The sequence below is a fragment of the Xanthomonas campestris pv. asclepiadis genome (assembly GCF_020784175.1).
Taxonomy (GTDB): domain Bacteria; phylum Pseudomonadota; class Gammaproteobacteria; order Xanthomonadales; family Xanthomonadaceae; genus Xanthomonas; species Xanthomonas campestris_D.
The window spans coordinates 20,369-47,142 of sequence record NZ_JAJGQM010000017.1; the positions used below are offsets into that span (position 1 = coordinate 20,369).

22 protein-coding genes and 1 other RNA gene are annotated in these 26,774 nt (G+C 66.0%); 21 read left to right on the forward strand and 2 right to left on the reverse strand.

The annotated features are described in order from the left end of the window. The first annotated feature begins 160 nt into the window (after positions 1–160). An RNA gene (gene rnpB, locus LL972_RS09955) (RNase P RNA component class A) lies at positions 161–588 on the forward strand. A gap of 455 nt (positions 589–1,043) precedes the next feature. On the opposite strand, the gene LL972_RS09960 is transcribed toward rnpB, so the two are convergent. Next, positions 1,044–1,799: an NRDE family protein gene (locus LL972_RS09960; RefSeq protein WP_228327458.1), complete on the reverse strand. Its 756-nt coding sequence runs from the start codon at positions 1,797–1,799 to the stop codon at positions 1,044–1,046. A gap of 314 nt (positions 1,800–2,113) precedes the next feature. Here LL972_RS09960 and LL972_RS09965 point away from each other — a divergent pair, with 314 nt between their 5' ends. The 15 genes from LL972_RS09965 to lpxC all read left to right on the forward strand — a co-directional run bounded on the left by LL972_RS09965 (position 2,114) and on the right by lpxC (position 19,799). Next, positions 2,114–2,569: a division/cell wall cluster transcriptional repressor MraZ gene (locus tag LL972_RS09965; protein WP_228327459.1), complete on the forward strand. Its 456-nt coding sequence runs from the start codon at positions 2,114–2,116 to the stop codon at positions 2,567–2,569. Positions 2,570–2,583: 14 nt separating this feature from the next. After that, positions 2,584–3,627, forward strand: a complete 1,044-nt coding sequence (gene rsmH / locus LL972_RS09970; RefSeq protein WP_228327506.1) for a 16S rRNA (cytosine(1402)-N(4))-methyltransferase RsmH — start codon at positions 2,584–2,586, stop codon at positions 3,625–3,627. Beyond that, positions 3,624–3,887, forward strand: coding sequence for a cell division protein FtsL (ftsL, locus tag LL972_RS09975; protein ID WP_005991913.1), 264 nt, complete (start codon positions 3,624–3,626; stop codon positions 3,885–3,887). Before rsmH ends, ftsL begins: the two co-directional genes overlap by 4 nt. 55 nt (positions 3,888–3,942) lie before the next feature. Then, entirely contained in the window at positions 3,943–5,811 is a 1,869-nt protein-coding gene (locus LL972_RS09980) for a peptidoglycan D,D-transpeptidase FtsI family protein (RefSeq protein ID WP_228327460.1), read from the forward strand. A gap of 8 nt (positions 5,812–5,819) precedes the next feature. After that, positions 5,820–7,295, forward strand: a complete 1,476-nt coding sequence (locus LL972_RS09985) for a UDP-N-acetylmuramoyl-L-alanyl-D-glutamate--2,6-diaminopimelate ligase (protein ID WP_228327507.1) — start codon at positions 5,820–5,822, stop codon at positions 7,293–7,295. After that, positions 7,292–8,785, forward strand: coding sequence for a UDP-N-acetylmuramoyl-tripeptide--D-alanyl-D-alanine ligase (locus tag LL972_RS09990; RefSeq protein WP_228327461.1), 1,494 nt, complete (start codon positions 7,292–7,294; stop codon positions 8,783–8,785). The genes LL972_RS09985 and LL972_RS09990 overlap by 4 nt, the downstream gene beginning before the upstream one ends. After that, entirely contained in the window at positions 8,775–9,860 is a 1,086-nt protein-coding gene (gene mraY, locus LL972_RS09995; protein ID WP_104538520.1) for a phospho-N-acetylmuramoyl-pentapeptide-transferase, read from the forward strand. Before LL972_RS09990 ends, mraY begins: the two co-directional genes overlap by 11 nt. Next, entirely contained in the window at positions 9,860–11,233 is a 1,374-nt protein-coding gene (ftsW, locus tag LL972_RS10000; RefSeq protein WP_228327462.1) for a putative lipid II flippase FtsW, read from the forward strand. Before mraY ends, ftsW begins: the two co-directional genes overlap by 1 nt. After that, complete coding sequence (murG, locus tag LL972_RS10005) at positions 11,230–12,501, forward strand: undecaprenyldiphospho-muramoylpentapeptide beta-N-acetylglucosaminyltransferase (protein ID WP_228327463.1); 1,272 nt, start codon at positions 11,230–11,232, stop codon at positions 12,499–12,501. The genes ftsW and murG overlap by 4 nt, the downstream gene beginning before the upstream one ends. Beyond that, the gene (gene murC / locus LL972_RS10010; protein ID WP_228327464.1) at positions 12,498–13,931 is read left to right on the forward strand and encodes a UDP-N-acetylmuramate--L-alanine ligase; all 1,434 of its coding nucleotides are present in this window, start codon (positions 12,498–12,500) and stop codon (positions 13,929–13,931) included. The genes murG and murC overlap by 4 nt, the downstream gene beginning before the upstream one ends. After that, on the forward strand, positions 13,928–14,884 hold the full coding sequence (locus LL972_RS10015; protein ID WP_228327465.1) for a D-alanine--D-alanine ligase: 957 nt from the start codon (positions 13,928–13,930) through the stop codon (positions 14,882–14,884). The genes murC and LL972_RS10015 overlap by 4 nt, the downstream gene beginning before the upstream one ends. 169 nt (positions 14,885–15,053) lie before the next feature. Next, positions 15,054–15,890: a cell division protein FtsQ/DivIB gene (locus tag LL972_RS10020; protein WP_228327466.1), complete on the forward strand. Its 837-nt coding sequence runs from the start codon at positions 15,054–15,056 to the stop codon at positions 15,888–15,890. Continuing rightward, positions 15,887–17,122: a cell division protein FtsA gene (ftsA, locus tag LL972_RS10025; RefSeq protein WP_003485272.1), complete on the forward strand. Its 1,236-nt coding sequence runs from the start codon at positions 15,887–15,889 to the stop codon at positions 17,120–17,122. The genes LL972_RS10020 and ftsA overlap by 4 nt, the downstream gene beginning before the upstream one ends. 287 nt (positions 17,123–17,409) lie before the next feature. Then, on the forward strand, positions 17,410–18,654 hold the full coding sequence (gene ftsZ / locus LL972_RS10030; RefSeq protein ID WP_104584569.1) for a cell division protein FtsZ: 1,245 nt from the start codon (positions 17,410–17,412) through the stop codon (positions 18,652–18,654). Positions 18,655–18,887: 233 nt separating this feature from the next. Beyond that, positions 18,888–19,799, forward strand: coding sequence for a UDP-3-O-acyl-N-acetylglucosamine deacetylase (lpxC, locus tag LL972_RS10035; RefSeq protein WP_228327467.1), 912 nt, complete (start codon positions 18,888–18,890; stop codon positions 19,797–19,799). 186 nt (positions 19,800–19,985) lie between these two features. On the opposite strand, the gene LL972_RS10040 is transcribed toward lpxC, so the two are convergent. Then, the gene (locus tag LL972_RS10040; protein ID WP_228327468.1) at positions 19,986–20,432 is read right to left on the reverse strand and encodes a DUF721 domain-containing protein; all 447 of its coding nucleotides are present in this window, start codon (positions 20,430–20,432) and stop codon (positions 19,986–19,988) included. Between LL972_RS10040 and LL972_RS10045 the strand changes: the two genes are divergently transcribed. The 5 genes from LL972_RS10045 (at position 20,433) to LL972_RS10065 (ending at position 26,723) form a co-directional block, all read left to right on the forward strand. Next, on the forward strand, positions 20,433–21,377 hold the full coding sequence (locus LL972_RS10045) for a M23 family metallopeptidase (protein WP_228327469.1): 945 nt from the start codon (positions 20,433–20,435) through the stop codon (positions 21,375–21,377). It begins immediately after the preceding gene. A 155-nt stretch (positions 21,378–21,532) separates the two neighbouring features. Further along, positions 21,533–24,271: a preprotein translocase subunit SecA gene (secA, locus tag LL972_RS10050; RefSeq protein WP_228327470.1), complete on the forward strand. Its 2,739-nt coding sequence runs from the start codon at positions 21,533–21,535 to the stop codon at positions 24,269–24,271. Between the two features lie 475 nt (positions 24,272–24,746). Next, positions 24,747–25,115 carry a VOC family protein gene (locus LL972_RS10055; RefSeq protein WP_228327471.1) on the forward strand — a complete coding sequence of 123 codons (369 nt, stop codon included), beginning with the start codon at positions 24,747–24,749 and terminating at the stop codon, positions 25,113–25,115. A 145-nt stretch (positions 25,116–25,260) separates the two neighbouring features. Continuing rightward, positions 25,261–26,208: a Nudix family hydrolase gene (locus LL972_RS10060; RefSeq protein ID WP_228327472.1), complete on the forward strand. Its 948-nt coding sequence runs from the start codon at positions 25,261–25,263 to the stop codon at positions 26,206–26,208. Beyond that, complete coding sequence (locus LL972_RS10065) at positions 26,205–26,723, forward strand: AAA family ATPase (RefSeq protein WP_228327473.1); 519 nt, start codon at positions 26,205–26,207, stop codon at positions 26,721–26,723. The genes LL972_RS10060 and LL972_RS10065 overlap by 4 nt, the downstream gene beginning before the upstream one ends. Positions 26,724–26,774 lie beyond the last annotated feature (51 nt).

Here is a 26,774-nt window from a genome sequence, read left to right on the forward strand (position 1 = left end):
CTGTTGCAGGAGCAGGTTTACGTGCACTGGGATTTTTCTCGGTAAGGCGCTCTCGCGCCCGGGTGCGCTCCTACGGGCAATTGCGGGCCTACCGGCAATGGCGGGGGGGAAGTCGCGGCGCCGTTGTGCACGGTGGCGATAGCGTATAGTGCGCCCCGGCGGAGTCGGCCAGACAGTCGCGTCACTCGCAAGAGTGCCGAGGAAAGTCCGGGCTCCATAGGGCAAGGTGCCAGGTAACGCCTGGGCGGCGCGAGCCGACGGAAAGTGCAACAGAAAGATACCGCCTACGTCCCTCGTCACCCCTCTGCCGCCGCTGAAACGTGTCGGCGATGCATCAGCATCGCCAAGTGCGTTCGGAGGCTGCAGAGGGGTGGCGAGGGGCCGGTAAGGGTGAAATGGTGCGGTAAGAGCGCACCGCGAGTCCGGTAACGGACCGGCACGGCAAACCCCACCTGGAGCAAGACCAAATAGGGATCCATTGGCGTGGCCCGCGCTGGATCCGGGTAGGTTGCTTGAGCGCTGCGGTGACGTAGCGCCTAGACGAATGACTGTCCACGACAGAACCCGGCTTACCGGCCGGCTCCGCCGCCTTGCTTTGGGCATCGCCCAAAGCTAAGGCGCCCACGCTTCGTACCGCCGTTGGCGGTACAAAACGCGGGTCCCGCTCCGGGCATTCCAAATCCCTGCGGCTGTCGCCGCGCCCCCTTGACTCAAGGGGGCTTGCACTCGGGTGCACTGCTGGAGCGTCGGGTCGTCTGCCATCGATGGAACTGCTGTCGATGGAATTGCTTGGTAATGACTGCTGCTTTCTGCTCCGGCTTGCGGAGGGGAATGGCGGGTCCAGACCTTTTTGCCTTCCACCGCCTGCGGGGGAAGGAGAGCGAGGTCTGCTTCCTCCCGGCTTGCGGAAAGTGGAAGAGCGGTCCCGAAGATTTCTGCCTTCCACCGCTTGCGGGGGAAGGTGCCCGAAGGGCGGATGGAGGCAGCGCGCGGGGCTGGCCCTGCATCTCTGGCTGAGCGTCCCGCCACCGGTTCCGGTCTTGCTAGATCTCCAGCCGCGTCTCGCCCTGGAAGATGCCGTTCGGGCCGAAGCGCCGTTCGTGGATGAAGCCGCTGCCCTGGTGGTCTACCGCGACGATGGTGCTGGCGCGGGTGCCGTAGCTGGGGCCGTTGATGAAGGCGGCCGAGAGTAGGCGTTCGGTGGTCAGGTCCACGCCGGTGTGGGGCAGGGCAGCGTCCGGCGCGATGGCCGGGTTGCCCAGGGCGGTCCACAGCGGCTGCAGCTCGTCGCTGCCCGCGGCGCACCAGTCGTGCAGGACTGCAGTCAGTGCAGCGGTCTTGGGCCAGTGCGCGTCCAGCGGGCCGTTGGACATGCCGTGGATGCCGGGCGCCAGCGTGCGTGCCAACGGCGGGTGGTTGCTGAGGTGTTCGCAGCGCTCGGCGTCGCACAGCAATAGATTGAATGGCGGGAATTCATGCGCAGCCGCTGCCAGGTCGCCGGCATACACGGCCGCGTCCAGGCTGCCGGCCAGATAGTCGGCAATGAGATGTCCGCGCGAGCGGCCGGACGCGCTGGCCAGCGGGTCACGCACGTTGGTCACCACCGCGGCGCGGCCGTCGCTGCCCAGGCCCACCCAACTGCCACCGGATCGCAGGTCGCGGCCCGCCAGCACGCCGTCGGCGGGTGCCGGCCAGCGCGCCAGCGCAGCGGTCGGACGTTCGTGAAATTCATCGCGGTTGCCCGCCAGCAGAAGACGCCAACGCGGGTGGGCTTTCCAGGCAAGAGCGACCAGGCACATGCCGCCGATTGTCGCCTGTTTGCGCAGTTGCCACGTGCAGCTGGCGCAGTGTGAAGTGAGACTGCGGTCGGGTTTACATGGCCTTCACGCCCCTGAATTTTTGTTCAATCTCAAAATCTGAGACGAAACAGCAACTTGTGGATAACCTTTGAACAAGTCTCTAAAGAGTGCTGCAACTCATTGATGCGACTGGCGATTTGTGACCTTCAAAGTTGTTGACAACCTTTGACGCGCTGCTAAGGTGGGCAACGGAGGGAAAACCAGGTGTTTTGTGGTTTTTCGTGGTTCAATGATCCCCCAGCGGGTATTCGAGGTTGTATTCGGTGTTTCAGGGCGAGACTGCCATCACGGTGGACGACAAGGGGCGTATGGCGGTGCCAACCGCGTACCGCGACCTGGTTGCGCGCGTGAGCGGCAATCGCCTGGTGCTCACCTACAACCCGTTCGAAGCCGGATGCCTGTGGCTGTATGCGGAAAAGGAGTGGGAGCGGGTGCGCGACGATGTGATGTCCAAGCCCAACACCCAGCGCGTGGTCCGCACGCTGCAGCAGAAACTGGTCGGTTCTTCCGCAGTGCTGGAGCTGGACGCCAATGGCCGTCTGAGCGTCCCGGCCAGCCACCGCAATGCGGTCGGCATCGAGAAGAAGGCCGTGCTGTTGGGCATGGGCGACAAATTCGAACTCTGGAGCGAGCAGGCACATCGCGCACTGATCCAGCAGACATTGTCTGACGGGGATCTGGGCGATGAATTGCTCGATCTCAGGTTGTGAGCCGGGGTGCCCGGATGCGCGGTGAAGCGCAGCCCGGTCACCCGGTGTCGCAGCCACCGGCGGCCCATGTGCCGGTGCTGTACACGCAGGTTCTGGACGGCCTGCAGGTGATCGAAAACGGAACCTATCTCGATGGCACGTTCGGACGTGGCGGACACGCCCGTGGCGTGCTGCAACATCTTGGCCCGGGAGGTCGACTGCTGGTGATGGACAAGGACCCCGACGCGATCGCCGTGGCCGAACAGTCGTTCGGTGACGATGCGCGCGTGTCCATCCATCGCGGCAGCTTTGCCGGTCTTGGCCAGGTGGTCGCTGCGGCAACCGTCGACGGCATCCTGCTGGATCTGGGCGTGTCCTCGCCGCAGCTGGACGTGGCCGGGCGCGGTTTCAGTTTCGGCAAGGACGGCCCGCTGGACATGCGCATGGACCCTGACGCCGGCCAGAGCGCGGCCGAGTGGCTGGCGCAGGCGAGCGACCGCGACATCGCCGATGTGCTGTGGACCTATGGCGAAGAACGCCAGAGCCGCCGCATCGCGCGCGCCATCGTGGCCCGCCGCGCCGAACAGCCGCTGCTGCGCACCGCGCAGCTGGCCGAGCTGATCGCCTCGGTGATGCCGCGCGGCGACAGCAAGACCCATCCGGCCACGCGCAGCTTTCAGGCGATCCGCATCTACATCAACCGCGAGCTGGACGATCTGGAAGCCGGCCTGGACGCCGCCCTGGGCGCGCTCAAGCCCGGCGGCCGCCTGGCGGTGATCAGCTTCCACTCGCTGGAAGACCGCATCGTCAAGCAGTTCATGGCCCGCTACGCCAAGGCCCCGCCGAGCAACCGCCGCCTGCCCGAAGCCCAGCCCTTCGTGCCGACGCTGCAGCTGATCAGCGGCGCCATCAAGGCCGACGACGCCGAACTGAGCGTCAACCCGCGCGCCCGCAGCGCGGTGTTGCGGGTGGCTGAGAAGCTGGGATTCGGGAGTAGGGATTCGGGATTGGAAAAGCGCTCTGAGCGAATCTCGAATCCCGAATCCCCAATCCCGGCGTCTCAAGGAGACGCCCAATGAGCCGCCTGCTGCTCATCGTGCTGCTTGCCTGCAGCATCGCCTCGGCGATCGGGGTCGTGTACATGCGCCACATGCATCGCAAGCTGTTCGTGCAGTTGTCCAAGCTCGAGCACACGCGCGATGAATTGAATATCGAATTCGGCCGGCTGCAGCTGGAGCAGGCCACCTGGGCGGAAAGCAATCGCGTGGATCAGGTCGCGCGTGCGCGCATCGGGATGAAGTTCCCGGAGACCAACGACATCGTGGTGGTGCGCCCATGACAGAACGGCACGACAGCCGTTTTGCACGGCACAGCCGCGCACACGGAGGTGCGCCATGAAGGCCGGCCGCAACCGCGCGCGCAGCAACTTCAACCTGCGTGGCCGCCTGACGCTGGTCGGCATCGCGCTGGGCCTGTGCTCGGTGACGCTGATCGGCCGCGCGGCGTTCGTGCAGCTGGTCAACCGCGATTTCTACCAGCGCCAGGGCGAAGCGCGCTACCTGCGCGAGCTGCCGATCGCCACCTCGCGCGGCATGATTACCGACCGCAACGGCGAGCCGTTGGCTGTGTCCACGCCGGTGGAATCGATCTGGGTCAATCCGCAGGAACTGCTGCGCAATCCGGACCGCATTCCCGAGCTGGCCAAGGCGCTCGGCCAGCCGCTGGATGAGTTGAATGCCAAGCTGGCGCAGAAGGCCGGCAAGGAATTCATGTACCTGCAGCGCCGGATCAACCCGGACAAGGCACATGCCATTGTCGATCTGAAGATCCCCGGTGTGTTCTCGCAGCGCGAGTTCCGTCGCTTCTATCCGCAAGGCGAGGCGATGGCCCACGTGCTGGGCTTCACCAATATCGACGACCGCGGCCAGGAAGGCCTGGAGCTGGCCTTCGACGAATGGCTGCGCGGCAAGCCGGGCTCCAAGAAGGTGGTGCGCGATGCGCGCGGCGCGATCGTGGAGAGCGTGGATCTGGTGCGTCCGGCGCAGCCGGGCAAGGACCTGACGCTGAGCATCGATCGCCGCATCCAGTTCCTGGCCTACAAGGAGCTGCGCAACGCGCTGGTCGAAAACAACGCTGCCGGCGGGTCGATGGTGGTGATGGATGTGGCCACCGGCGAAGTGCTGGCGATGGTCAACCTGCCGACCTACAACCCCAACGCGGTCACCGGCATCAACCCGTCGGCGCGCCGCAACCGTGCGGTCACCGATCTGGTCGAGCCGGGCTCGACGATGAAGCCGCTGACTGTGGCCACCGCGCTGACCGCCGGCGTGGTGACCAAGGACACCGTCATCGACACCAACCCCGGCTACATGTCGGTGGGGCGCTTCACCATCCGCGATGTGCCGCGCAACAACGGCGTGCTCAATGTCACCGGCGTGATCACGCGCAGCTCCAACATCGGCGCGGCCAAGATCGCGGCCAAGGTACCGGACCAGACCTTCTATCAGTCGATCCGCAACTTCGGTTACGGCGCTGCGCCGCATAGCGGGTTTCCTGGCGAATCGGCCGGTGTGGTGCTGCAGCCGGCGCGCTGGAGCGGCCCGTCCAAGACCACGATGTCGTACGGCTACGGCCTGTCGGTGACGCCGCTGCAGATCGCGCAGGCGTACGCCACGCTGGGCAATGGCGGCAAGCTGACCCCGCCGACCTTCGTGCGCGGCCAGCACAACGAAACCCGCCAGGTGGTCACCCCCGACGTGGCGCGCCAGGTCATCGACATGATGGAAACCGTGGTCACCCAGGGTGGCGCCAAGGGCGCGGCGATCCTGGGCTATCACGTCGCCGGCAAGACCGGTACCGCGCGCAAGAACGGCGCCAACGGGTACGAGCGCGGGCATTACAACGCGCTGTTCGCCGGCCTGGTGCCGGCCACGCGGCCGCGCTTTGCCACCGTCATCGTGATCAACGATCCGCAGGGCAAGGTGTATTACGGCGGCCTGGTGTCGGCACCGGTGTTCCATCGGGTGATGGAAGGCGCGCTGCGGCTGATGGACGTGCCGCCGGACGACATCCAGTCTTGGTTGGCCGCGCAGGCTGCCGGCAAGACCGGACAGCCGGTCGTCAAGCCGCAGCCGGCCGACCTGGACCCGGCGTTGGTGCCGGATCCGGTGGACGAAGTGTCTGCCGGTATTCCCACCGCCGTTGCGCCGGCCGCGCTGCCCGCACCCGCCCAGCCTGCACCGTTGCAGGAGAGCCGCCAGTGAGCCGCGCCATGCCGCTGTCGCAGCTGTTGCCGGACGTGCCGCTTGCACACGACGTGCAGGTGTCGGGCCTGGTGATGGACAGCCGTGCGGTGCGTGCGGGCGATGCCTTCGTAGCGATCGCCGGTTTCGGCGCGCATGGCCTGGATTTTGTCGAACAGGCGCGCGCCAATGGCGCGGCGGCGGTGTTGTTCGAGCCACCGGCGCCGGCCGATCTGCCGGCACCGGCCGATGCGATCGCCGTGCCCGGTTTGCGGGCGCGCCTGGGCGCGATGGCCGATCAGTTCCACGGCCAGCCCTCGCAGGCGATGCGCATGGTCGGCGTCACCGGCACCAACGGCAAGACCTCGACCGTGCAATTGCTGGCGCAGGCCCTGACGCTGCTCGGCACCCCCACCGGCACGCTCGGTACCCTGGGCGTGGGCCTGTACGGCAGCGCCGTGTCGACCGGTTTCACCACGCCGCTGGTGCTGCAGACGCATGCCTTGCTGGCGCAGTTGCGCGACGAGGGCGCGCAGGCTGTGGCGATGGAAGTCAGCTCGCATGCGCTGGACCAGGGCCGCGTGGACGCGGTGCATTTCGACGTGGCGGTGTTCACCAATCTCACCCGCGACCATCTCGATTACCACGGCGACATGGCGCAGTACGGCGCGGCCAAGGCCAGGCTGTTCGCGCGCGCCGGATTGAAGGCCGCGGTCGTCAACCTGGACGATGAGTTCGGCCGCACGCTGCTGGCCTCGCTCGACCCCGCGCTGCGCGCGATCGGCGTGAGTTCGCGTGTGCAGGCCCAGGCAAGCGTGCGTGCGCAGGCGCTGCAGCTGGATCACAACGGGATCAATTTCGCGCTGCATATCGACGGTCACGTGCATCCGGTGCACTCGCCGCTGCTGGGCCGTTTCAACGTGGACAACCTGCTGGCCGTGGCCGGCGCCTTGTCTGCGCTGGACATCGCGCCGGCACGGATCGCCGACGTGCTCGGTCAGCTGCAGCCGATCCACGGCCGCATGAACCGCCTGGGTGGCGCGCATGGCGCACCGTTGGTGGTCGTCGACTACGCCCACACGCCCGACGCGCTGGAACAGGCATTGGCCAGCCTGCGCGCGCATGCACAGGACCGGCTGATCTGCGTGTTCGGTTGTGGTGGCGAGCGCGATACCGGCAAGCGCCCGCAGATGGCGGCCATTGCCGAGGTCAACGCCGACGTGGCGATCGTCACCGACGACAACCCGCGTGGCGAAGATGGCGACGTGATCGTGGCCGATATCCTGCGCGGCTTCGCGCGCCCGGATGCGGCGATCGTGCAGCGCGACCGTGCCGCGGCGATCCATCAGGCCATCAGCATGGCCGGTGCCTCCGACATCGTGCTGATCGCCGGCAAGGGCCACGAGCCGTATCAGGAAATCGCCGGTGTGCGGCATGCCTTCGACGACGCCATCGTGGCGGCGCAGGCCTTGTTGCCGCGGACCGTACTGGGAGTGCGCGCATGAAGCTCACTCCGCTGTCGTTGATCGCCCACTGGGCCGGTGGCGAGCTGCATGGCGACGACGCCATGATCGATACCGTCGGCAACGACACCCGCACGCTGGCCAACGGCAGCCTGTATGTAGCGCTGCGCGGCGAGCGTTTCGACGGACACGACTTTGCCGCAGACGCGGTGGCGCATGGTGCCAGCGGCTTGCTGGTCGATCGCCTGCTGCCGGCGCTGAGCGTGCCGCAGGTGCTGGTGGCCAATACCGAACTGGCGTTGGCGCGTATCGCCGCCGGCATGCAGCGCGACCGCGCCACGCGGGTGATCGCCTTGACCGGCTCCAACGGCAAGACCAGCGTCAAGGCCCTGCTGCTGGCCATCCTGAGCGAGGCCGGCCGTGTCGACGGAACCACCGTGTACGCCACGCCGGGCAATCGCAACAACGAGATCGGCCTGCCGCTGGCGGTGATCGCCGCCCCGGACGATGCGGATCTGGCGATCTACGAAATGGGCGCCGGCAAGCCGGGCGATATCGCCTATCTCACCGAGATCGCGCAGCCGCACGTGGCCCTGGTCAACAACATCGCCCCCGCGCATCTGGAACGCCTGGGCAGCCTGCTCGGCGTCGCCCGTACCAAGGGCGCCATCTACGCCGCATTGCCGTCCGATGGCGTGGCGGTGATCAATGCCGACGACGCCTTCGGTGCCTGGTTCGAGCAGCAACTGCAGGCGCAGCCGGTGCAGGGCCGTCGCGTGTTGCGTTATGGCCTGCAGGCCAGTGCCGAGATCACCGCGCATGGCTTGCGGCTACAGGCCAGTGGCGCGCAGTTCACCCTGGTGACCCCGCAAGGCCAGGCGCAGATCGCGCTGCCGTTGCCGGGCCGCCACAACGTGCTCAATGCGCTGGCTGCGGCCGGCCTGGCCTTGGGTGCGGGCATCGCCTTGCCGATCATCGCCGCCGGTCTGGCGCAGGCGCGCCCGGTGGCCGGTCGCCAGATCACCCACACCCTGTCCGGCGGCACGGTGCTGATCGACGACAGCTACAACGCCAATCCCGGTTCGCTGGATGCCGCCATCGACACCCTGGCTGCTGCGCCTGGCGAAGGCTGGCTGGTGCTCGGCGACATGCGTGAACTCGGCCCGGAAGGCGCGGCCCTGCATGCCGCCGCCGGACGTCGCGCGCGCGCGGCCAAGCTGCAGCGCCTGTACGCGCTGGGCGAGCTCAGTGCCGCCGCCGCGCAGGCGTTCGGCGAGGGCGGCCGCGTGTGCGCCACCCATGCCGCGTTGATCGCGGCCTTGCAGGCGGATCTGGCGCAGCTCGCCGTTTCGCCGACCCAAACGCAGGAATCTTCTTCGATGTACGAACACACCGGTGCGGCGGCGCAGACTGCCGCCACCACGGCGCACACCCCGCCCACGCTGCTGGTGAAAGGCTCCCGTGGCAGCGCCATGGACCGCATCGTCACCGCGCTGCTCGCCCCGGCGGAGGACGCATCCCATGCTGCTTGAGCTGGCGCGTTGGCTGCAGCAACTGGAGAGCCTGTTCGGGCTGTTCAATTATCTGACCTTCCGCGGCATCCTGGCTGCGCTGACTGCACTGTTTCTGTCGTTGTGGATGGGCCCGGCGGTGATCCGCAAGCTGGCCCAGTTCAAGGGTGGCCAGCCGATCCGCCAGGACGGCCCGCAGACGCATTTCTCCAAGGCCGGCACGCCGACCATGGGCGGCTCGCTGATCCTGCTGACGGTGACCTTGTCGGTGCTGCTGTGGGGCGATCTGCGCAACCGCTACGTGTGGTTGGTGCTGGCGGTAATGATCTGTTTCGGCGCGATCGGCTGGTACGACGACTGGATCAAGATCGTGCGCCGCGATCCCAACGGCCTGAAGTCGCGCTGGAAGTATCTGCTGCAGTCGATCTTCGGCCTGGCAGCGGGCTTGTTCCTGTACTACACCGCCGACGTGCCGGCCGCGATCACCTTCTACATTCCGATGTTCAAGTCGATCGCGCTGCCATTGGCCGGCGTGAGCTTTGTGGTGATCGCCTATTTCTGGATCGTCGGCTTCTCCAATGCGGTGAACCTCACCGACGGCCTGGACGGTCTGGCGATCATGCCGACCGTGCTGGTGGCCTGCGCGCTGGGCGTGTTCGCCTACGCCTCGGGCAATGTGGTGTTTGCCGAATACCTGAAAATCCCGCTGATTCCCGGGGCCGGCGAGCTGATCATCATCTGCTCGGCGATCGCCGGCGCAGGCCTGGGCTTTCTGTGGTTCAACACCTATCCGGCCATGGTGTTCATGGGCGACATCGGCGCGCTGTCGCTGGGCGCGGTGCTGGGCACCATCGCGGTGATCGTGCGCCAGGAGCTGGTGCTGGTGATCATGGGCGGTGTGTTCGTGATCGAAACGCTGTCGGTGATGATCCAGGTCGCCAGCTTCAAGCTGACCGGCAAGCGCGTGTTCCGCATGGCGCCGATCCATCACCACTTCGAGCTCAAGGGCTGGCCGGAACCGCGCGTGATCGTGCGTTTCTGGATCATTTCGGTGGTGCTGGTGCTGATTGGCCTTGCCACGTTGAAGGTGCGCTGATGAACGACATGTCCCGCCAGGCCACGCGACTGGACGCCATCGGCGGCCGCTACGACCCGTGGCTGCTCGGGGCCGCGGCCACGCTCGCTTCGCTCGGCGTGGTGATGGTGGCGTCCAGCTCGATCGAGCTGTCCGACAACCCGTTCTATTACCTGACCCGCCACCTGCTGTTCCTGGGCATCGGCGTCGGCCTGGCGTTCTGGGCGATGCGTACCGAGCTCAAGACCATCGAGCAGTACAACCAGGTGTTGCTGCTGGCCTGCTTTGGTCTGCTGGTGGTGGTGTTCGTGCCCGGCCTGGGCAGCAGCGTCAACGGCGCCAAACGCTGGATCAACCTGGGCGTATCGAAATTCCAGACCGTCGAAGCGGTCAAGGTGCTCTACATCGTCTGGCTGTCCAGCTATCTGGTGCGCTTTCGCGACGAGGTCAATGCGACCTGGCCGGCGATGCTCAAGCCGCTGGGCGTGGCGATCGCACTGGTCGGCCTGCTGCTGATGCAGCCGGACTTCGGTTCGTCCACGCTGCTGCTGGCGATCACCGCCGGCATGCTGGTGTTGGGCGGGGTGAACCTGCCGCGCATGTCGATGCCGATCGTGTTCGGCCTGCCGGTATTCGCCTTCATCGCGATCCTGGAGCCGTACCGGCTGCGCCGCATCACCTCGTTCCTGGACCCGTGGGCCGACCAGCTCGGCTCCGGCTACCAGCTGTCCAACGCCTTGATGGCGGTGGGCCGCGGCCAGTGGACCGGCGTGGGCCTGGGCGCCTCGGTGCAGAAGCTCAACTACCTGCCCGAAGCGCATACCGACTTCATCTTCTCGGTCATTGCCGAAGAACTCGGCTTTGTCGGCGTGTGCGGGGTGATCGCGCTGTACGCGCTGCTGGTCGGTCGCGCGTTCTGGCTGGGCATGCGCTGCGTGGAAATGAAGCGTCACTTCTCCGGCTACATCGCCTTCGGCATCGGCTTGTGGATCAGCCTGCAGAGCTTCGTCTCGGTGGGCGTGAACCTGGGCATCCTGCCGACCAAGGGCCTGACCCTGCCGCTGATTTCCTCCGGCGGTTCGTCGGTGCTGATGACCTGCGTGGCGATGGGCCTGCTGCTGCGCGTGTCCTACGAGATGGATCGTGCCGAGCGCCTGCGCAGCAAGTTGTCGCCGCAGGGTGCGGGCGCGCCGTCGGCCGAGCCGGCCGAACCGGTGGTCGAATCGGTTACGCCAGCCTATGCGCCGGCGCACAAGCCGCAGCGTGACCCGGTTGCCGCGGCACCCGCAGCCGCACCGGTCGCTGCTACATCGGTGGCGCCGGCGTCGGCAATCCTGCGCGGCACCAGCCGCATGCAGCCGCGTGTGGAACCGACCTTCGGGAGGATTGCATGAGCGCGCATGCCAATCCCGCGCAAACGCCCGCACATCCAGGTGCGGGGATTCGGCCAGTGGTGATTCTTGCTGGCGGCACGGGCGGGCATATCTTCCCCGGTCTGGCCGTGGCCAAGGTGCTGCGCGCGCGTGGTGTGCCGGTGACCTGGCTGGGCGCCGACGGCGCGATGGAAACCCGGCTGGTGCCGCAGCACGACATTCCACTCGACACGCTGGCCATCAGCGGCTTGCGTGGCAAGGGCCTGGTGAAATTGCTCGGTGCACCGGTGCGGGTGATGCGCGCAGTGCGCGCCGCCGGTTTCGTGCTGCGCAAGCGCCAGCCGCGTGCGGTGATCAGTTTCGGCGGCTTCGCGGCCGGCCCGGGCGGCCTGGCAGCGCGGCTGCTTGGCGTGCCGTTGCTGGTGCACGAACAGAACCGCGCGCCTGGCATGACCAACAAGGTGTTGTCGCGGTTTGCGCGTCGTGTGCTGACCGGTTTCCCGGGCAGCTTCGCCGGCGAAGAAGCGGTGGGCAATCCGGTGCGCGCGGAAATCGCAGCGCTTCCGGCGCCGGCCGCGCGCCTGGTCGGCCGTGGCGGTGCCGTGCGTGTGCTGGTGCTCGGTGGCAGCCAGGGCGCGCGCGCATTGAATCAGGCCGTGCCGGCGGCACTGGCCGCGCTCGGTCACCCGGATGTGGACGTGCGCCACCAGTGTGGCGAAAAGCTGCGCGCCGAAGCCGACGCGGCGTACGCGCAAGCGGGCGTCAACGCCAGCGTCGAACCGTTCATCGCCGACATGGCCGCCGCTTATGCCTGGGCCGACCTGGTCGTGTGCCGCGCCGGTGCATCGACGCTGGCCGAACTGTGCGCCGCCGGCATCGGCAGCGTGCTGGTGCCCTTTGCCGCCGCGGTGGACGACCACCAGACCCGCAATGCCGAATACCTGGTCGGCGCCGACGCCGCCGTGCTGCTCAAGCAGGACGACACCCTGGCCGTGCGGCTGCAGCAGGTCTTGCAGACCCTGCTGACTGACCCCGCCCGCCGCCTGTCGATGGCACAGGCCGCCCGCACCCTGGCCAAGCCGGATGCCGCTGAACGCATCGCCGACATCATTCTTCAGGAAGCCGGGAGTGGGGATTCGGGATTGGGGATTCGTAAAGAGCAACAGCACAAGCAGGAAAGCATGCAGAAATCCGTTAATGGTCAATTTTCGGCGCGATCGATCGCCGCCGTTGCCAATCTCCAATCCCTAATCTCCAATCCCGGCACCTCCACCGGAGGTGCCGCGTGATCCGCCGTCTGCAGGACAGCGGCGATCTGGTGCGTGCCTTCCCGCGCGTGCATTTCGTCGGTATCGGCGGCACCGGCATGAGCGGCATTGCGGAGGTGATGCTGACGCTGGGCTATGAAGTCTCCGGCTCGGACAACTCCGATAACGTGGCGACGCGGCGGCTGGCCAAGCTGGGCGCGCGGGTGATGCGCGGGCATTCGGCGGCCAACGTGCTAGGCACCGATTGCGTGGTCGTGTCCAGTGCGATCCGCGAAGACAACCCCGAGCTGATGGAGGCGCGCAGCCAGCGCATTCCAATCATGCCGCGTGCGGCGATGCTGGCCGAGCTGATGCGCTTCCGTCGCGGCATCGCGGTGGCCGGCACGCACGGCAAGACCACCACCACCAGCCTGGCGGCGGCCGTGCTGAGCGAAGGCGGTCTGGATCCGACCTTCGTCATCGGCGGGCAGTTGCTGGCTGCCGGTGCCAACGCCAAGCTCGGTGGCGGCCAGTGGCTGGTGGCCGAGGCCGACGAGAGCGATGGCAGCTTCCTGCGTCTGAACCCGTTGATGGCGGTGATCACCAATATCGATTCGGATCACCTGGAAAACTACGGCAACGATTTCTCGCGCATCCAGGCGGCATTCGCAGAATTCCTGCAGCGCCTGCCGTTCTACGGTCTGGCGCTGCTGTGCATCGACGACCCGGAAGTGGCTGCACTGGCCAGCAAGACGCCGCGCCACGTGATGAGCTACGGCATGAGCGAAAACGCCGACGTGCGCGCCGAAGATGTGGTGCAGGACGGCCCGCGCATGCGCTTCACGCTGCGCCTGCCCGAAGGCACCACCACGCCGGTGACGCTGGCACTGCCGGGCCGTCACAACGTGCTCAATGCACTGGCAGCAGCGGCGATCGGTTGGCAATTGGGCGTGGCGCCGGAAACCATTGCGCGTGCGCTGGAAAACTTCGCCGGCATCGGCCGTCGCTTCAACGACCTGGGTGAAGTCACCACCAGCACCGGTGCACGCGTGCGCGTGGTCGACGATTACGGCCACCATCCGCGCGAGCTGGAAGCGGTATTCGCCGCCGCCCGCGGTGGCTGGCCGGACAAGCGCCTGGTGGTGGCGTTCCAGCCGCATCGCTACAGCCGTACCCGAGATCAGTTCGACGCCTTTGCCGCGGTGCTGAGCACCGTCGATGCGCTGGTACTGAGCGAGGTCTATCCGGCCGGTGAAGCGCCGATTCCAGGTGCCGATGCGCGCGCGTTGGCGCGTGCGATCCGAGCACGCGGCCGCAGCGAACCGGTGGTGGTCGGGCAGATTTCCGGCCTGGCCGAAGTGTTGCCGGACGTGCTGCAGGATGGCGACCTGCTGCTGATGATGGGGGCCGGCGATATCGGTTATGTCGCACAGCACATCATCAACAACGGCTTCACCGGAGCGACCGCATGAGCGCGGTGATTCCCAACGCACGCATCAGCGATCCGGCCGCGTTCGGCCGCGTCGCCGTGTTGCTCGGCGGTACCTCGTCCGAGCGCGAGGTGTCGTTGAATTCCGGCGGCAACGTGCTCGAGGCATTGCGTGCGCGCGGTGTCGATGCGCAGCCGGTCGACGGCATTCCGGCCCTGGCGCAGGCCTTGGTCGAGCAGCGTTTCGATCGCGTCTTCAACGTGCTGCACGGCCATAACGGCGGCGGCGAAGACGGCATCGTGCAAGGCCTGATGGAAGCCTTCAAGGTGCCGTACACCGGCTCCAACGTGCTGGGCTCGGCGTTGAGCATGGACAAGATCCGTACCAAGCAGGTGTGGCTGTCGCTGGGCCTGCCCACGCCGCGCTATGCGCGCCTGGCTGCCGGTGCCAGTGCCGATGACATTCATGCCGCCGCACGGCAGATCGGCCTGCCGGTCATCGTCAAGCCGGCCAACGAAGGCTCCAGCGTCGGCATCAGCCGCGTGTTCGACCAGGCCCAGCTCGAAGAGGCCGTGGCGCTGGCGGCGCGCTACGACGGCGCGCTGCTGATGGAGCAGCTGATCGAAGGCGACGAACTCACCGTGGCCGTGCTCGGCGAGGTCGCGCTGCCGTCGATCCGCATCGTGCCCAAGGGCCAGTGGTACGACTACAACGCCAAGTACCTGGCTGACGACACCCAGTACCTGTGCCCGGGCCTGGACGGCGATGCCGAGACGCAACTCCGCCAGCTCGCGCTCGACGCCTTTCGCGCCGCCGGCGCCCGCGGCTGGGGCCGCGTGGACGTGATGCGCGACCGCGCCAGCGGCCAGTTGTATCTGCTGGAAGTCAACACCGCCCCGGGCATGACCAGCCACTCGCTGGTGCCCAAGGCCGCGCGCCAGCTCGGCATCGATTTCGAGGAACTGGTCTGGCGCGTGCTGGAGCAGACGCTGTGAGGCCGGGATTGGGGATTGGGGATTCGGGATTGGCTAACAGCGACGCCATGCGCGCCGTTGCCGTTGCTGTGGCTAATCCCCAATCCCGAATTTCCAATCCCGCGAGCGCAGCGCGCGCCGTTGCGAATCCCCAATCTCCAATGCCGAATCCCGTGTGCGGAGCACACCAATGAACGCCACCCTGCGCATCCTGGCGTGGTTGCTCGCGGTGGCGCTGGTCGCGTTGCCGGTGGTGGCCGTGCTCAATGGCTGGGTCGGTGCCGAGCGCTGGCCGTTGGCGCGGCTGCGGGTGTCGGGCGATTTCAAGCGGGTGCCGGCCGAGCAGTTGCGTGCGGTGGTCCTGCCGTATGCGCGCGCGGGCTTTTTCGCGGTGAAGTTGCAGAACGCGCAGGACGCCATCGCGCGCCTGCCGTGGGTGGAAAGTGCGCAGGTGCGCAAGCGCTGGCCGGACGTGCTGGAAGTGCACGTCACCGAGCACAAGCCGTTCGCGCGCTGGGGCACCGACCGCATGTTGTCCGAGCAGGGCCGGTTGTTCCGCACCCCGCCGTTGTTGAAGGATTTCAAGCTGCCGCAACTCGGCGGCCCCGACAGCAAGACCCAGGACGTGGTGGCGCTCTACAACGAATCACGCGCACTGTTCGCACCGACCGGGCTGGATGTGGAGCGTCTGGAAATGGACGCGCGCGGCAGCTGGTCGCTGGGCCTGAGCAACGGCGTGCAGATCGTGATCGGCCGCGACGATGCGCGCGCCCGCCTGCAGCGCTTCGCCCGCGTGCTGCCGCAACTGGCCGACCCGCAACGCCCGATCGCCCGCGCCGACCTGCGCTATACCAACGGCTTCACGGTCGAACGGCGAATGGAGAATGGGGAGTCGGGAATGGAGAAGAAACCCAAGCCGGTGTCGCCCGCGGCGCCTCACACACTCGTTCTCAATTCTCCTCGCCTCCGTGCACCGCTGTTGACCATTCCCCATTCGCTATTCCCTATTCCCGGCTTTAAGACATGAACCGCAAAGGCGACAAATCCCTCATCGTTGGACTGGACATCGGCACCTCCAAGGTCGTCGCGCTGGTCGGCGAGTACTCGCCCGGCAATCCGATCGAAGTGATTGGTATCGGTTCGCATGAATCGCGCGGTCTCAAGCGCGGCGTGGTGGTGGACATCGAATCCACCGTGCAGTCGATCCAGCGCGCAGTGGAAGAGGCCGAGCTGATGGCCGGCTGCGAGATCCGTTCGGTGTATGCGTCGATTTCCGGCAACCACGTGCAGTGCAAGAACTCGCCCGGCATCGTGCCGATCCGCGACGGCGAAGTGACCTGGAGCGATCTGGAGCGCGTGCTGGATGCGGCCAAGGCCGTGGCCATTCCCGCAGACCAGCGCATCCTGCATGCGATCCCGCGCGAGTACGTGCTGGACGATTCGCAGGAAGGCATCCGCAATCCGGTCGGCATGACCGGCGTGCGCCTGGAGGTGCACGCGCATCTGGTGGTGTGCGCGCAGTCGGCCGCGGCCAACATCACCAAGTGCGTGCAGAAGTGCGGCCTGCAGGTGGACGACCTGGTGCTGTCGTCGCTGGCTTCCAGCGTGGCGGTATTGACCGCCGACGAACGCGAACTGGGCGTGGTGCTGGTGGATATCGGCGCCGGCACCACCGACCTGGCGGTCTACGTGCAGGGCGCGATCTGCCATACCGCTTCGCTGCCGATCGCCGGCGACCACGTCACCAACGACATCGCGCACATGTTGCGCACTCCGACTCCGGAAGCCGAGCAGATCAAGGTGCGCTATGCCTGTGCGCTGGCGCAGCTGGCCACCGCCGAGGAAAGCATCCAGGTGCCGTCGGTGGGCGACCGCCCGCCGCGTCGCATGCCACGGCATGCGCTGGCGCAGGCGGTGCAGGGACGTTATGAGGAAATCTTCGAGATGGTGCAGGCCGAACTGCGCCGCTCCGGTTTCGAGGAAATGGTGCGCGCCGGCATGGTGCTCACCGGTGGCGCGTCGAAGATGGAAGGCGTGGTCGAACTGGCCGAAGAGATGTTGCAGATGCCGGTGCGCGTGGGCATTCCCCAGCACGTCACCGGCCTGGGCGAAGTCGTCGGCAACCCGGTGCACGCCTCCGGCGTGGGCCTGTTGCTGATGGGTAGCCAGATCGAACACCCGCGCCGCCCGTCGATCCCGACCGGACGCGCCGGGAGCTTGTTCAAGAAATTGAAGAATTGGTATCGCGGGGAATTCTGAGGGACCGGGATTTGGAGTTCGGGATTTGGGATTGGCAAGAGCGAAAGAAAAACAGAGTGGTAGCAACGATTAAGTGGAGAGCGGCGAGCGGGTAGGCGGTAAAATTTTTTGCAGGCATTGCGTCGAGGAGTAGGTGCGGTGAGTCGTAGAGCGCAATAGCGCATCCATGGCCCAGGCACACGAATCCCGACTTTCAAACAACAACACTCGCCGTGATGCGGAGTGGGGCAGGGACCAGCGCTGTTGCGACTCCCCACTCCCCAATCCCGGCTCAAGAGGACACTGACATGGCACATTTCGAACTGATTGAAAAAATGGCTCCCAACGCGGTCATCAAGGTCGTTGGCGTGGGCGGCGGCGGCGGCAACGCGGTTGCGCACATGGTCAACACCAATGTCGATGGCGTGGAATTCATCACCGCCAATACCGACTCGCAGGCGATCAAGAACTGCGGCGCCAAGCTGCAGCTGCAGCTCGGGACCAACGTCACCAAGGGCCTGGGCGCTGGCGCCAATCCGGAGGTCGGCCGTCAGGCTGCGCTGGAAGATCGCGAACGCATCATGGACGCGCTGCAGGGTGCGGACATGGTGTTCATCACCGCCGGCATGGGCGGCGGCACCGGTACTGGCGCGGCGCCAGTCGTTGCACAGCTGGCCAAGGAAATGGGCATCCTGACCGTGGCCGTGGTCACCAAGCCGTTCCCGTTCGAAGGCCGTCGCCGCATGCAGGTCGCGCTGAAGGGCATCGAGGAACTGAGCCAGCATTGCGACTCGCTGATCACCATCCCCAATGAAAAGCTGATCACCGTGCTCGGCCGCAACGCCACCATGATCCAGGCCTTCCGCGCCGCCAACGACGTGCTGCAGGGCGCCGTGCAGGGCATCGCCGATCTGATCGTGCGTCCGGGTCTGATCAACGTCGACTTCGCCGACGTGCGCACCGTGATGTCGGAAATGGGCCTGGCCATGATGGGCACCGGGTCGGCACGCGGCGACGATCGCGCGCAGGCCGCTGCCGAAGCCGCCATCCAGAACCCGCTGCTGGACGACGTCAACCTGGCCGGTGCCAACGGCATCCTGGTCAACATCACCGCCGGCCCGGACTTCACCATGTCCGAGTTCGACGAGATCGGCCGCACCATCGAGGCGTTCGCCTCGGAAGATGCGACCGTGGTCGTCGGCACCGTGCTTGACCCGGACATGCAGGACGAAGTGCGCGTCACCGTGGTGGCCACTGGCCTGAACCGTGCGGTTGCCCGTCAGACCCAGCGTCCGGACCAGCGCGCGCCGATCAAGCTGGTGCGCAATGCCACCACCGGCCAGCCGGAGTTTGGCGATTTCGACACCAGCGGCGGCGATGCGGTGTCCAAGGCCGTCGGCGGCAGCATGGGCCTGGGCCTGCGTCGTCCGAGCAGCGACTCGGTCGGCAGCGGCAGCGGCAGCAACAACGGCGGCGGTTCCGCTGCGCCGGCTGCAGACCTGCCCAACGACTACCTGGATATCCCGGCGTTCCTGCGCCGCCAGGCTGACTGAGGAGCGTCGGCCGCGTCGCTACGGCGGCGCGTTCCGCTCCGCCCCGGGGTTCGCCCCGGGGATGCTGTGCCATGTCCTTTTCTGCCGGATCGGCCACGATCCGGCAGCTTTTGCAGTTGCGTGACCCGGGAATTACAGTTCCCGTCACGCGCGACTTGTTAAAATTCGGATAATCTCAACGGATTAGACAGCCGGTTCAGCGTCTGTCTGCATTGTTCATCCAGACTTCGCATATGACCCAGCAACGCACTCTCAAGAACACCATTCGCGCCACCGGCGTCGGCCTGCACAGTGGCGACAAGGTGTACATGACGCTACGACCGGCTCCCGTCGATCATGGCGTGGTGTTCCGGCGTGTGGACCTGGAGCCGATCGTCGAAGTCCCGGCCGATGCCGAACTGGTCACCGAGACCACCCTGTGCACCGGCCTGACCTGCAATGGCGCCAAGATCCAGACCGTCGAGCACCTGATGTCGGCGCTGGCCGGCCTGGGTGTGGACAACGTCATCGTCGAACTGTCCTCGGCCGAGTTGCCGATCATGGACGGTTCGTCCGGCCCGTTCGTATTCCTGCTGCAGTCGGCAGGCATCGTCGAGCAGAACAAGGCCAAGCGCTTCATCCGCATCAAGCAGACGGTGGAAGTGCGCGAGGGCGACAAGGTCGCGCGCTTCGAGCCGTACGAAGGCTACAAACTCGGCTTCACCATCGAATTCAACCACCCGATGATCCCGGCCAAGCAGTCGCGCCAGGAAATCGAGTTCTCCACCTCGGCCTACGTCAAGGAAATCTCGCGCGCCCGCACCTTCGGTTTCATGCGCGATCTCGAATACATGCGCGAGCGCAATCTGGGCCTGGGCGGTTCGATGGACAACGCCATCGTGCTGGACGAGTTCCGCGTGCTCAACGAGGACGGTCTGCGTTACACCAACGAATTCGTGCGGCACAAGATCCTGGACGCCATCGGCGATCTGTATCTGGCTGGCGGCGCCATTCTGGGCGCCTACGAAGGCTTCAAGTCCGGCCACGCGCTCAACAACAAGCTGGTGCGCGCGCTGCTGGCGGATCAGGCCGCCTGGGAATGGGTCAGCTTCCCCGACGGCAGCGTGCAACCGCCGGTCACCTACGCCAGCCCCGTCTACGCCTGATGTCAGGGAATGCCGTAATCGGCGTTCGAAGTGTGAACTCCGTCGTATTTCCGGCCCGTTCTTAACGTTTATTTAAGGCTTCTCTAACTCCTGCGTGGCTGAGGCCCGCTAGGATGCGTCGGGTCGTGCGCGGTCTTCGCAATTCTTTCACGCCGCGACGGCCGTCTCGCAACGGCGGCACGAAGCTCACCGTTTGGTGGGTGGAGCGTCCTGCAAGGAGGCCAGCGCATCGCGCAGACCTCTGTGCGTGGCCTCCGACACGGGGCGTGGACGCTCGCGATTCTGCTGCGTTGGGGAATGCAGCGGAGTGGTGGTGGTCTTGATGGTCACTGCGGTGGCCTTCAGTCCGATGGATCGGGCGGCATCCAGTAATTGGGTCTCGGCAAGTCGCAACTTGGCATGCCAGACAGGTGAATCAACCAGAAAAACCAGCTGTTCGTCTCTGACATTGGCCAGCCGGCAACGGGTGACCAGATGAGGCGGTAACAGGGGGCGCAACTGCCGGTCCAGCGCATCGAGCCACAAGGCGCGGCGCAAGGGGTCGCCAGCCTTTTCACCCAACGCGGCCTCGATGGCCGGTTGTGGGACGGAAGGGTTGCGTGCGTTGGACTTGGGCTTGGACATGACACTCATATGGCGTTGAAGAAAGTTGTAATCAAATCTCGCGAAACCCGGACGCAACGGTTGGCCCGGCAGTTCCAGGGCTTCGCTGCGGATCGACCGATGGTAGTCCTCGGCGCCGTGCTTGGGCTGGGCATGTTGATCGGCGTCGGTGCCAGCACCGCCACCGGCATGGTGACCAATTCCGCGTTGCAGGCCAAGGTCGCCCGGCAGCAGGTCGAGCTGGCCCAGGCGCAGCGCGCCTCGCAGGCGCAGGTCAACGCACTGGCCGCGCGCATGGGCGAGCTGCAGGCGCAGGCCACCCGCCTCAATGCATTGGGCGAGCGGCTGACCGAAATGGGCAAGTTGAAGGATGGCGAGTTCGACTTCGACGCGCCGGTCGGCGTCGGTGGCGGCGACGAGCCGGTCAGCGACATGCCGGTCGAATCGCTCAAGCAGACGCTAGGGCAGGTCGAACAGCAGTTTTCCGCCTCCGGCCAGCAACTGAACGTGCTGGCCACGCTGATGTTTGATCACCAGCTCGAACAGAATTCGGTGCCCTCGCGGATGCCGATCCGCAACACCTACATCACCTCCGGCTTCGGCGGTCGCGCCGATCCGTTCGACGGTGGTTCGGCCTTCCACAAGGGGGTGGACTTCCACGCCAACGTGGGCGACCCGGTGATGTCGGTCGCCGACGGCGTGGTCAGCTATGCCGGCGTGCGCGGCGGCTACGGCAACGTGGTCGAAGTGGACCACGGCAACGGCTACGTGACCCGCTATGCGCACAATTCGCGCCTGGTGGTGAAGGTGGGCGATCTGGTCCGCGCCGGCCAGCAGGTGGCCAGGGCCGGATCCAGCGGCCGCTCCACGGGCGCGCACGTGCATTTCGAAGTGTGGGCGGACGGGCGGGTGGTCAATCCACGCAAGTTCCTCGGCGATACCAATACGCCGGTGGGCCGCCGCGGGCGCGGCTGACGACGGCGCGGGTGGCGCTTGATTCGTGAAGGCCCGCCCCAAGCTACAATAGGGTGTTGCCATCGACAGGGCGCAGTGCGCCCTGTTTCGTTTACGGCGGCCGGGTCTTGGGGACCGGCGTCGGTCAAACCGTTCCTTTTCAACCGGTTTCTTCAATGATCAACAGTCTGCTTACCCGTGTCTTTGGCAGTCGTAACGAACGCCAGCTGCGCCAGCTCAACCGCCTCGTCACCCAGATCAATGCGCTGGAGCCGACGATCGAGAAGCTCTCCGACGCCGAGCTGCAAGCCAAGACCCCGGAGTTCAAGCAGCGACTTGCCGCCGGCGAGTCCCTGGACAAGATCCTTCCCGAAGCCTTTGCGGTGTGCCGCGAGGCCAGCCGCCGCGTGCTTGGCATGCGCCATTACGACGTGCAGCTGATCGGTGGCATGGTGCTGCACCTGGGCAAGATCGCCGAGATGCGCACCGGTGAAGGCAAGACCCTGGTGGCCACGTTGCCGGTGTACCTCAACGCGCTGCAGGGCGAGGGCGTGCATGTGGTCACGGTCAACGACTACCTGGCGCGCCGCGATGCCGCGCAGATGGGCAAGTTGTACAACTGGCTGGGCCTGAGCGTGGGCGTGGTGTATCCGGGCATGCCGCATAGCGACAAGCGCGAGGCCTACGGCAGCGACATCACCTACGGCACCAACAACGAGTTCGGTTTCGATTACCTGCGCGACAACATGGCGCTGTCCAAGGCCGACCGTTACCAGCGCACTCTGCATTACGCGATCGTCGACGAAGTCGACTCGATCCTGATCGACGAGGCGCGCACCCCGCTGATCATCTCCGGCCCGGCCGACGAATCGCCGGAGCTGTACATCCGCGTCAACCGCATCGTGCCTCAGCTGACCAAGCAGGAAAGCGAAGAGGGCGAGGGCGACTTCTGGATCGACGAAAAGGGCAAGCAGGTGCATCTGTCCGAGGCGGGCATGGGCCACGCCGAAGAACTGCTGATGCAGGCCGGCATTCTCGAAAATGCCGAAGACGGCCTGTACGCCGCGCAGAACCTGAGCGTGGTACATCACCTCAACGCCGCGCTGCGTGCGCATGCGATCTACCAGCGCGACGTGGACTACATCGTGCGCGATGGCGAGGTGGTGATCGTCGACGAATTCACCGGTCGCACGCTGTCCGGGCGTCGCTGGTCCGACGGCCTGCATCAGGCGGTCGAGGCCAAGGAAGGCGTGCCGGTGCAGCGCGAGAACCAGACGCTGGCCAGCATCACCTTCCAGAACCTTTTCCGCATGTACAAGAAGCTGTCCGGCATGACCGGTACGGCTGACACCGAAGCCTACGAATTCCAGAGCATCTACGGTCTGGAAGTGGTGGTGATTCCGACCAACCGCCCGACCGTGCGCAAGGACCATCCGGACCAGGTGTTCCTCAACCGCAAGGGCAAGTTCAACGCGGTGCTGGCCGATATCGAAGACTGCGCCAAGCGCGGTCAACCGGTACTGGTGGGTACTACCTCGATCGAGACCTCAGAGATGCTGTCCGAGCATCTGCGCAAGGCCGGGGTCAAGCACGAAGTGCTCAACGCCAAGCAGCACGAGCGCGAAGCCACCATCGTGGCCAACGCCGGCCAGCCGGGCGCGGTGACCATCGCCACCAACATGGCCGGTCGCGGTACCGATATCGTACTGGGCGGTTCGCTGGAAACCGAGCTGCACGGCATGGGTGAGGACATCAGCGACGAACAGCGGCTGCAGGCCAAGACCGAATGGCAGCGTCGTCACGACGCGGTCAAGGCGGCCGGCGGCCTGCACATCATCGGTACCGAGCGGCACGAGTCGCGCCGTATCGACAACCAGCTGCGCGGCCGTGCCGGTCGTCAGGGCGACCCGGGTTCGTCGCGCTTTTACCTGTCGCTGGAAGACAACCTGATGCGCATCTTCGCTTCGGACTGGGTCCAGAAGGCGATGCGCATGATGGGCATGAAGGAAGACGACGTCATCGAAGATCGCCTGGTCAGCCGGCAGATCGAAAAGGCCCAGCGCAAGGTGGAAGCGCACAACTTCGACATCCGCAAGAACCTGCTGGACTTCGACGACGTCAACAACGATCAGCGCAAGGTGATCTACGCCCAGCGCGACGAGTTGCTGGATGCCGAATCGGTCAAGGACAATGTCGACGGCATCCGTGGCGATGTGATCTACGACCTGGTCGCCCGCTTCGTGCCGCCCAACTCGGTCGACGAGCAGTGGGACCTGAAGGGTCTGGAAGCCACGCTGGAATCGGAACTGGGCATGCCGCTGGCGCTGAGCGAGATGGCACGCACGCAGGAAGAACTGGACGCCGAGCAGATTGCGGCCAAGGTGCAGGCGGCGGTGGATGCGCACTTTGCCGAGAAGGAAGCGGCGGTGGGCAACGACACCATGCGCGCCTTGGAGAAGCACGTGATGCTGACCGTGCTGGACCAGGGCTGGAAGGAGCATCTGGCCAAGATGGATTACCTGCGCCAGGGCATCTATCTGCGCGGCTATGCGCAGAAGCAGCCCAAGCAGGAATACAAGAAGGAAGCCTTCGAGCTGTTCTCCGAGATGCTGGAAAACGTCAAGCGCGAGGTGATCAACCTGCTGGCGCGCGTGCGCATCCGCAGCGAAGAGGAAGTGGCCGAGCTGGAAGAGCAGGAGCGTCTGCAGGCGCAGGCGCGCTTGATGGCCTCGCAGTTCCAGCATCAGGACGCCGGCGGCTACGGTGCCGACGAGGAAGTGGAACAGATGCAGGGCGGCAACGCCCCGGTGCCGGTGTCGCAGGTGACCCGCGACGAGCCCAAGGTGGGCCGTAACGATCCATGCCCCTGCGGCAGCGGCAAGAAGTACAAGCATTGCCACGGTCAGCTCAGCTGAGCTGAGCTGACCGTGGTGCAGCCCGCTTGGCGGGCTGCACACCCAGCGTCCGCTGCGCGGACGCTGGGTGCACGGTTCTTGCTTCCGATCCCCGCGCCGTTGGCGCGCCCCCTTACCAAGGGGGCTCTGCTTACGAATGGGATCCCTGGGGGCGCTTGAAGCAGGAAAGGGGATGTCGCAGGCCGGATCCGAGGCCACACTCAGGTTTCGTGTCTTTGGCCAAATTCCTGCCAACGGCCTCTTTGCCAACGGCGTGGCCTGCATCGTTGCCAGGTCATGCCTGGAAACCACGGCATAGACGCCAGAAGAGTTCGACCAGCTCGATGAGTTCTGTCCCGGCGAGCCTCTGCCTGGCAGGTTTGCTACACGCTTCCATCGCGCGCGGGTGCCAACTGCGCCCCCGCTGCAGGCAAGCTTCTCCGCCTGCGCCACTGTGGGGCGTATGCTCGATCCACGTTCTGCGTGGAGTGCGGTCATGGCACTGCTGTCCAGCCAGCAATTGAAGGTGTTCGTGCCTGCACGCGACTACGCGTTGTCGCAGCGGTTCTACCGCGCGCTGGGCTTCGTGCAGGAAGACGAGGTGGGCAACGTGACCTGCTTCCGGCATGGCACGCATTGTGCGTTCCTGCTGCAGGATTTCTACCTGCGCGAGCTGGCCGAGAACCTGATGCTGCACCTGTGGGTAGACGATGCCGACAGCTGGTGGCAGCACGTGCACGATACCGGCCTGGACGTGCAGTTCGGGGTGAGCTGCAGCGTGCCGGAAGACCGGCCATGGGGCGCACGCGATTTCACCCTGCACGATCCCAGCGGAGTGCTCTGGCGCATCGGGCATCCGCTGTAGGCGTGAATCGGGAATCGGGAATCGGGAATTGCAGAGGCGGGCATGGTGCGTGCTTCAACCGATTCCCGATTCCCGATTCCCGAATCTCCATTCCCCGCTCTCAAGCGATTGCGCTGAACCGCTCACTCGCGGCACTCTTGTGCCCATGCCCGATTCTCTGAGATCCATCCACGTCGTCGCCGGCGTGATCACCGACGCCCGCGGCCGCATCCTGCTGACCCGCCGTACCGAAACCCGCGACATGCCCGGCCTGTGGGAGTTCCCGGGCGGCAAGCGCGAACCTGGTGAAACCTCCGAACAGGCACTGGTGCGCGAACTCAACGAAGAGCTCGGTATCGAGGCGCAGGTCGGCGAGTGGCTGATGGACGTGCCGCAGCTGTACCCGGACAAGCGGCTGCGCCTGGAAGTGCGCCACATCACCGCCTGGAAGGGCAGCCCGCGCGGCCGCGAAGGCCAGGCGATGACCTGGGTGGCCGCAGACAAGCTGACCCGGTATTCGATGCCGCCGGCCGACGTGCCGGTGGTCGGTGTGCTGCGCCAGCCCGACCGCTATCTGATCACGCCCGAGCCGGACGATGACGCGCTGTGGCTGGAAGGCCTGGAGCGTGCGCTGCAGGACGGCATCACGCGCATCCAGTTGCGCGCGCGGCAGGCCGAACCGGCGCGCTGGCAGGCCTTGCTGCAGCAGGTGATGCGCCTGCGCGGCCGTACGCGCGCGCAGCTGTTGCTCAACCGCGACATCGCACTGGCCGGCGAACTCGGCATCGGCGTGCATCTGGGCGCGGAGCAATTGGCCAGCCTGCAGGAGCGCCCGTTCCCGGCCGAACAGCTGGTTGCCGCCTCGTGTCATGGGTTGGAAGATCTGCGCCACGCCCAGCGTCTTGGCTGCGATTTCGCGGTGCTGGGGCCGGTGCAGGCGACCGCCTCGCATCCGGATGCGACATCCTTGGGATGGGAGGGGTTCGAACGCTTGCGCGAGCAGGTCTGCTTGCCGATCTACGCACTCGGCGGCATGCGGGTCGACGACCTGCGCGAGGCACGTTCGCATGGCGCGCAAGGCATCGCGGCGATTCGCGCGCTGTGGCCGCAGTGACTGCGCCGTCAGCGACCTTGGTGGTGTTCGGCGGATTGCCGGGCGTCGGCAAGAGTTCCATTGCCCAGGCGCTGCTGACGCACTGCACTGCGTTTTATTTGCGTATCGATACGATCGAGCAGTCACTGCGCGAAAGTGGTGCACTCGCCAACGACGTCGGACCCGCCGGCTACATGACCGCTTACGCGCTTGCCGAGGCCAATCTGCAGCAGGGTCACGTGGTGGTCGCCGATTGCGTGAACCCATTGCCGGTCACCCGTGAAGCGTGGCGTGATGTAGCTCGCCGCACACGCAGCCGCCTGCTGGAGATCGAGGTAGTGTGCAGCGATCGCAAGGTGCATCGGCAGCGCGTGGAATCGCGGCAGAGCGAGGTGCCCGGATTGCGCGTGCCGGATTGGTCCTCCGTGCTCGCGCACGACTACGTGGCGTGGACCGAGCCGCATTGGGTGATCGACAGCGCCGTGCTGAGCCCGCAGCAGGCGGTTACGCAGATCATGGGCCGGCTGGCCGCTTAGCCTGCAGGCGTCATCTCCTGAGGTAAGTGGTCCGAAGGATTCTCGAAGCCG

Excerpts from the sequence above, each read along its gene's own strand:
- lpxC (WP_228327467.1), top strand. The coding sequence starts at position 18,888 with ATGACCCAGCAACGCACTCTCAAGAACACCATTCGCGCCACCGGCGTC.
- ftsW (WP_228327462.1), top strand. The coding sequence starts at position 9,860 with ATGAACGACATGTCCCGCCAGGCCACGCGACTGGACGCCATCGGCGGC.
- ftsA (WP_003485272.1), top strand. The coding sequence starts at position 15,887 with ATGAACCGCAAAGGCGACAAATCCCTCATCGTTGGACTGGACATCGGC.
- LL972_RS09990 (WP_228327461.1), top strand. The coding sequence starts at position 7,292 with ATGAAGCTCACTCCGCTGTCGTTGATCGCCCACTGGGCCGGTGGCGAG.
- LL972_RS09980 (WP_228327460.1), top strand. The coding sequence starts at position 3,943 with ATGAAGGCCGGCCGCAACCGCGCGCGCAGCAACTTCAACCTGCGTGGC.
- mraY (WP_104538520.1), top strand. The coding sequence starts at position 8,775 with ATGCTGCTTGAGCTGGCGCGTTGGCTGCAGCAACTGGAGAGCCTGTTC.
- LL972_RS10040 (WP_228327468.1), bottom strand. The coding sequence starts at position 20,432 with ATGAGTGTCATGTCCAAGCCCAAGTCCAACGCACGCAACCCTTCCGTC.
- LL972_RS09985 (WP_228327507.1), top strand. The coding sequence starts at position 5,820 with ATGCCGCTGTCGCAGCTGTTGCCGGACGTGCCGCTTGCACACGACGTG.
- ftsZ (WP_104584569.1), top strand. The coding sequence starts at position 17,410 with ATGGCACATTTCGAACTGATTGAAAAAATGGCTCCCAACGCGGTCATC.
- ftsL (WP_005991913.1), top strand. The coding sequence starts at position 3,624 with ATGAGCCGCCTGCTGCTCATCGTGCTGCTTGCCTGCAGCATCGCCTCG.
- LL972_RS10060 (WP_228327472.1), top strand. The coding sequence starts at position 25,261 with ATGCCCGATTCTCTGAGATCCATCCACGTCGTCGCCGGCGTGATCACC.
- LL972_RS09960 (WP_228327458.1), bottom strand. The coding sequence starts at position 1,799 with ATGTGCCTGGTCGCTCTTGCCTGGAAAGCCCACCCGCGTTGGCGTCTT.
- LL972_RS10020 (WP_228327466.1), top strand. The coding sequence starts at position 15,054 with ATGAACGCCACCCTGCGCATCCTGGCGTGGTTGCTCGCGGTGGCGCTG.
- LL972_RS10055 (WP_228327471.1), top strand. The coding sequence starts at position 24,747 with ATGGCACTGCTGTCCAGCCAGCAATTGAAGGTGTTCGTGCCTGCACGC.
- rsmH (WP_228327506.1), top strand. The coding sequence starts at position 2,584 with ATGCGCGGTGAAGCGCAGCCCGGTCACCCGGTGTCGCAGCCACCGGCG.
- LL972_RS10045 (WP_228327469.1), top strand. The coding sequence starts at position 20,433 with ATGGCGTTGAAGAAAGTTGTAATCAAATCTCGCGAAACCCGGACGCAA.
- LL972_RS10015 (WP_228327465.1), top strand. The coding sequence starts at position 13,928 with ATGAGCGCGGTGATTCCCAACGCACGCATCAGCGATCCGGCCGCGTTC.
- murG (WP_228327463.1), top strand. The coding sequence starts at position 11,230 with ATGAGCGCGCATGCCAATCCCGCGCAAACGCCCGCACATCCAGGTGCG.
- secA (WP_228327470.1), top strand. The coding sequence starts at position 21,533 with ATGATCAACAGTCTGCTTACCCGTGTCTTTGGCAGTCGTAACGAACGC.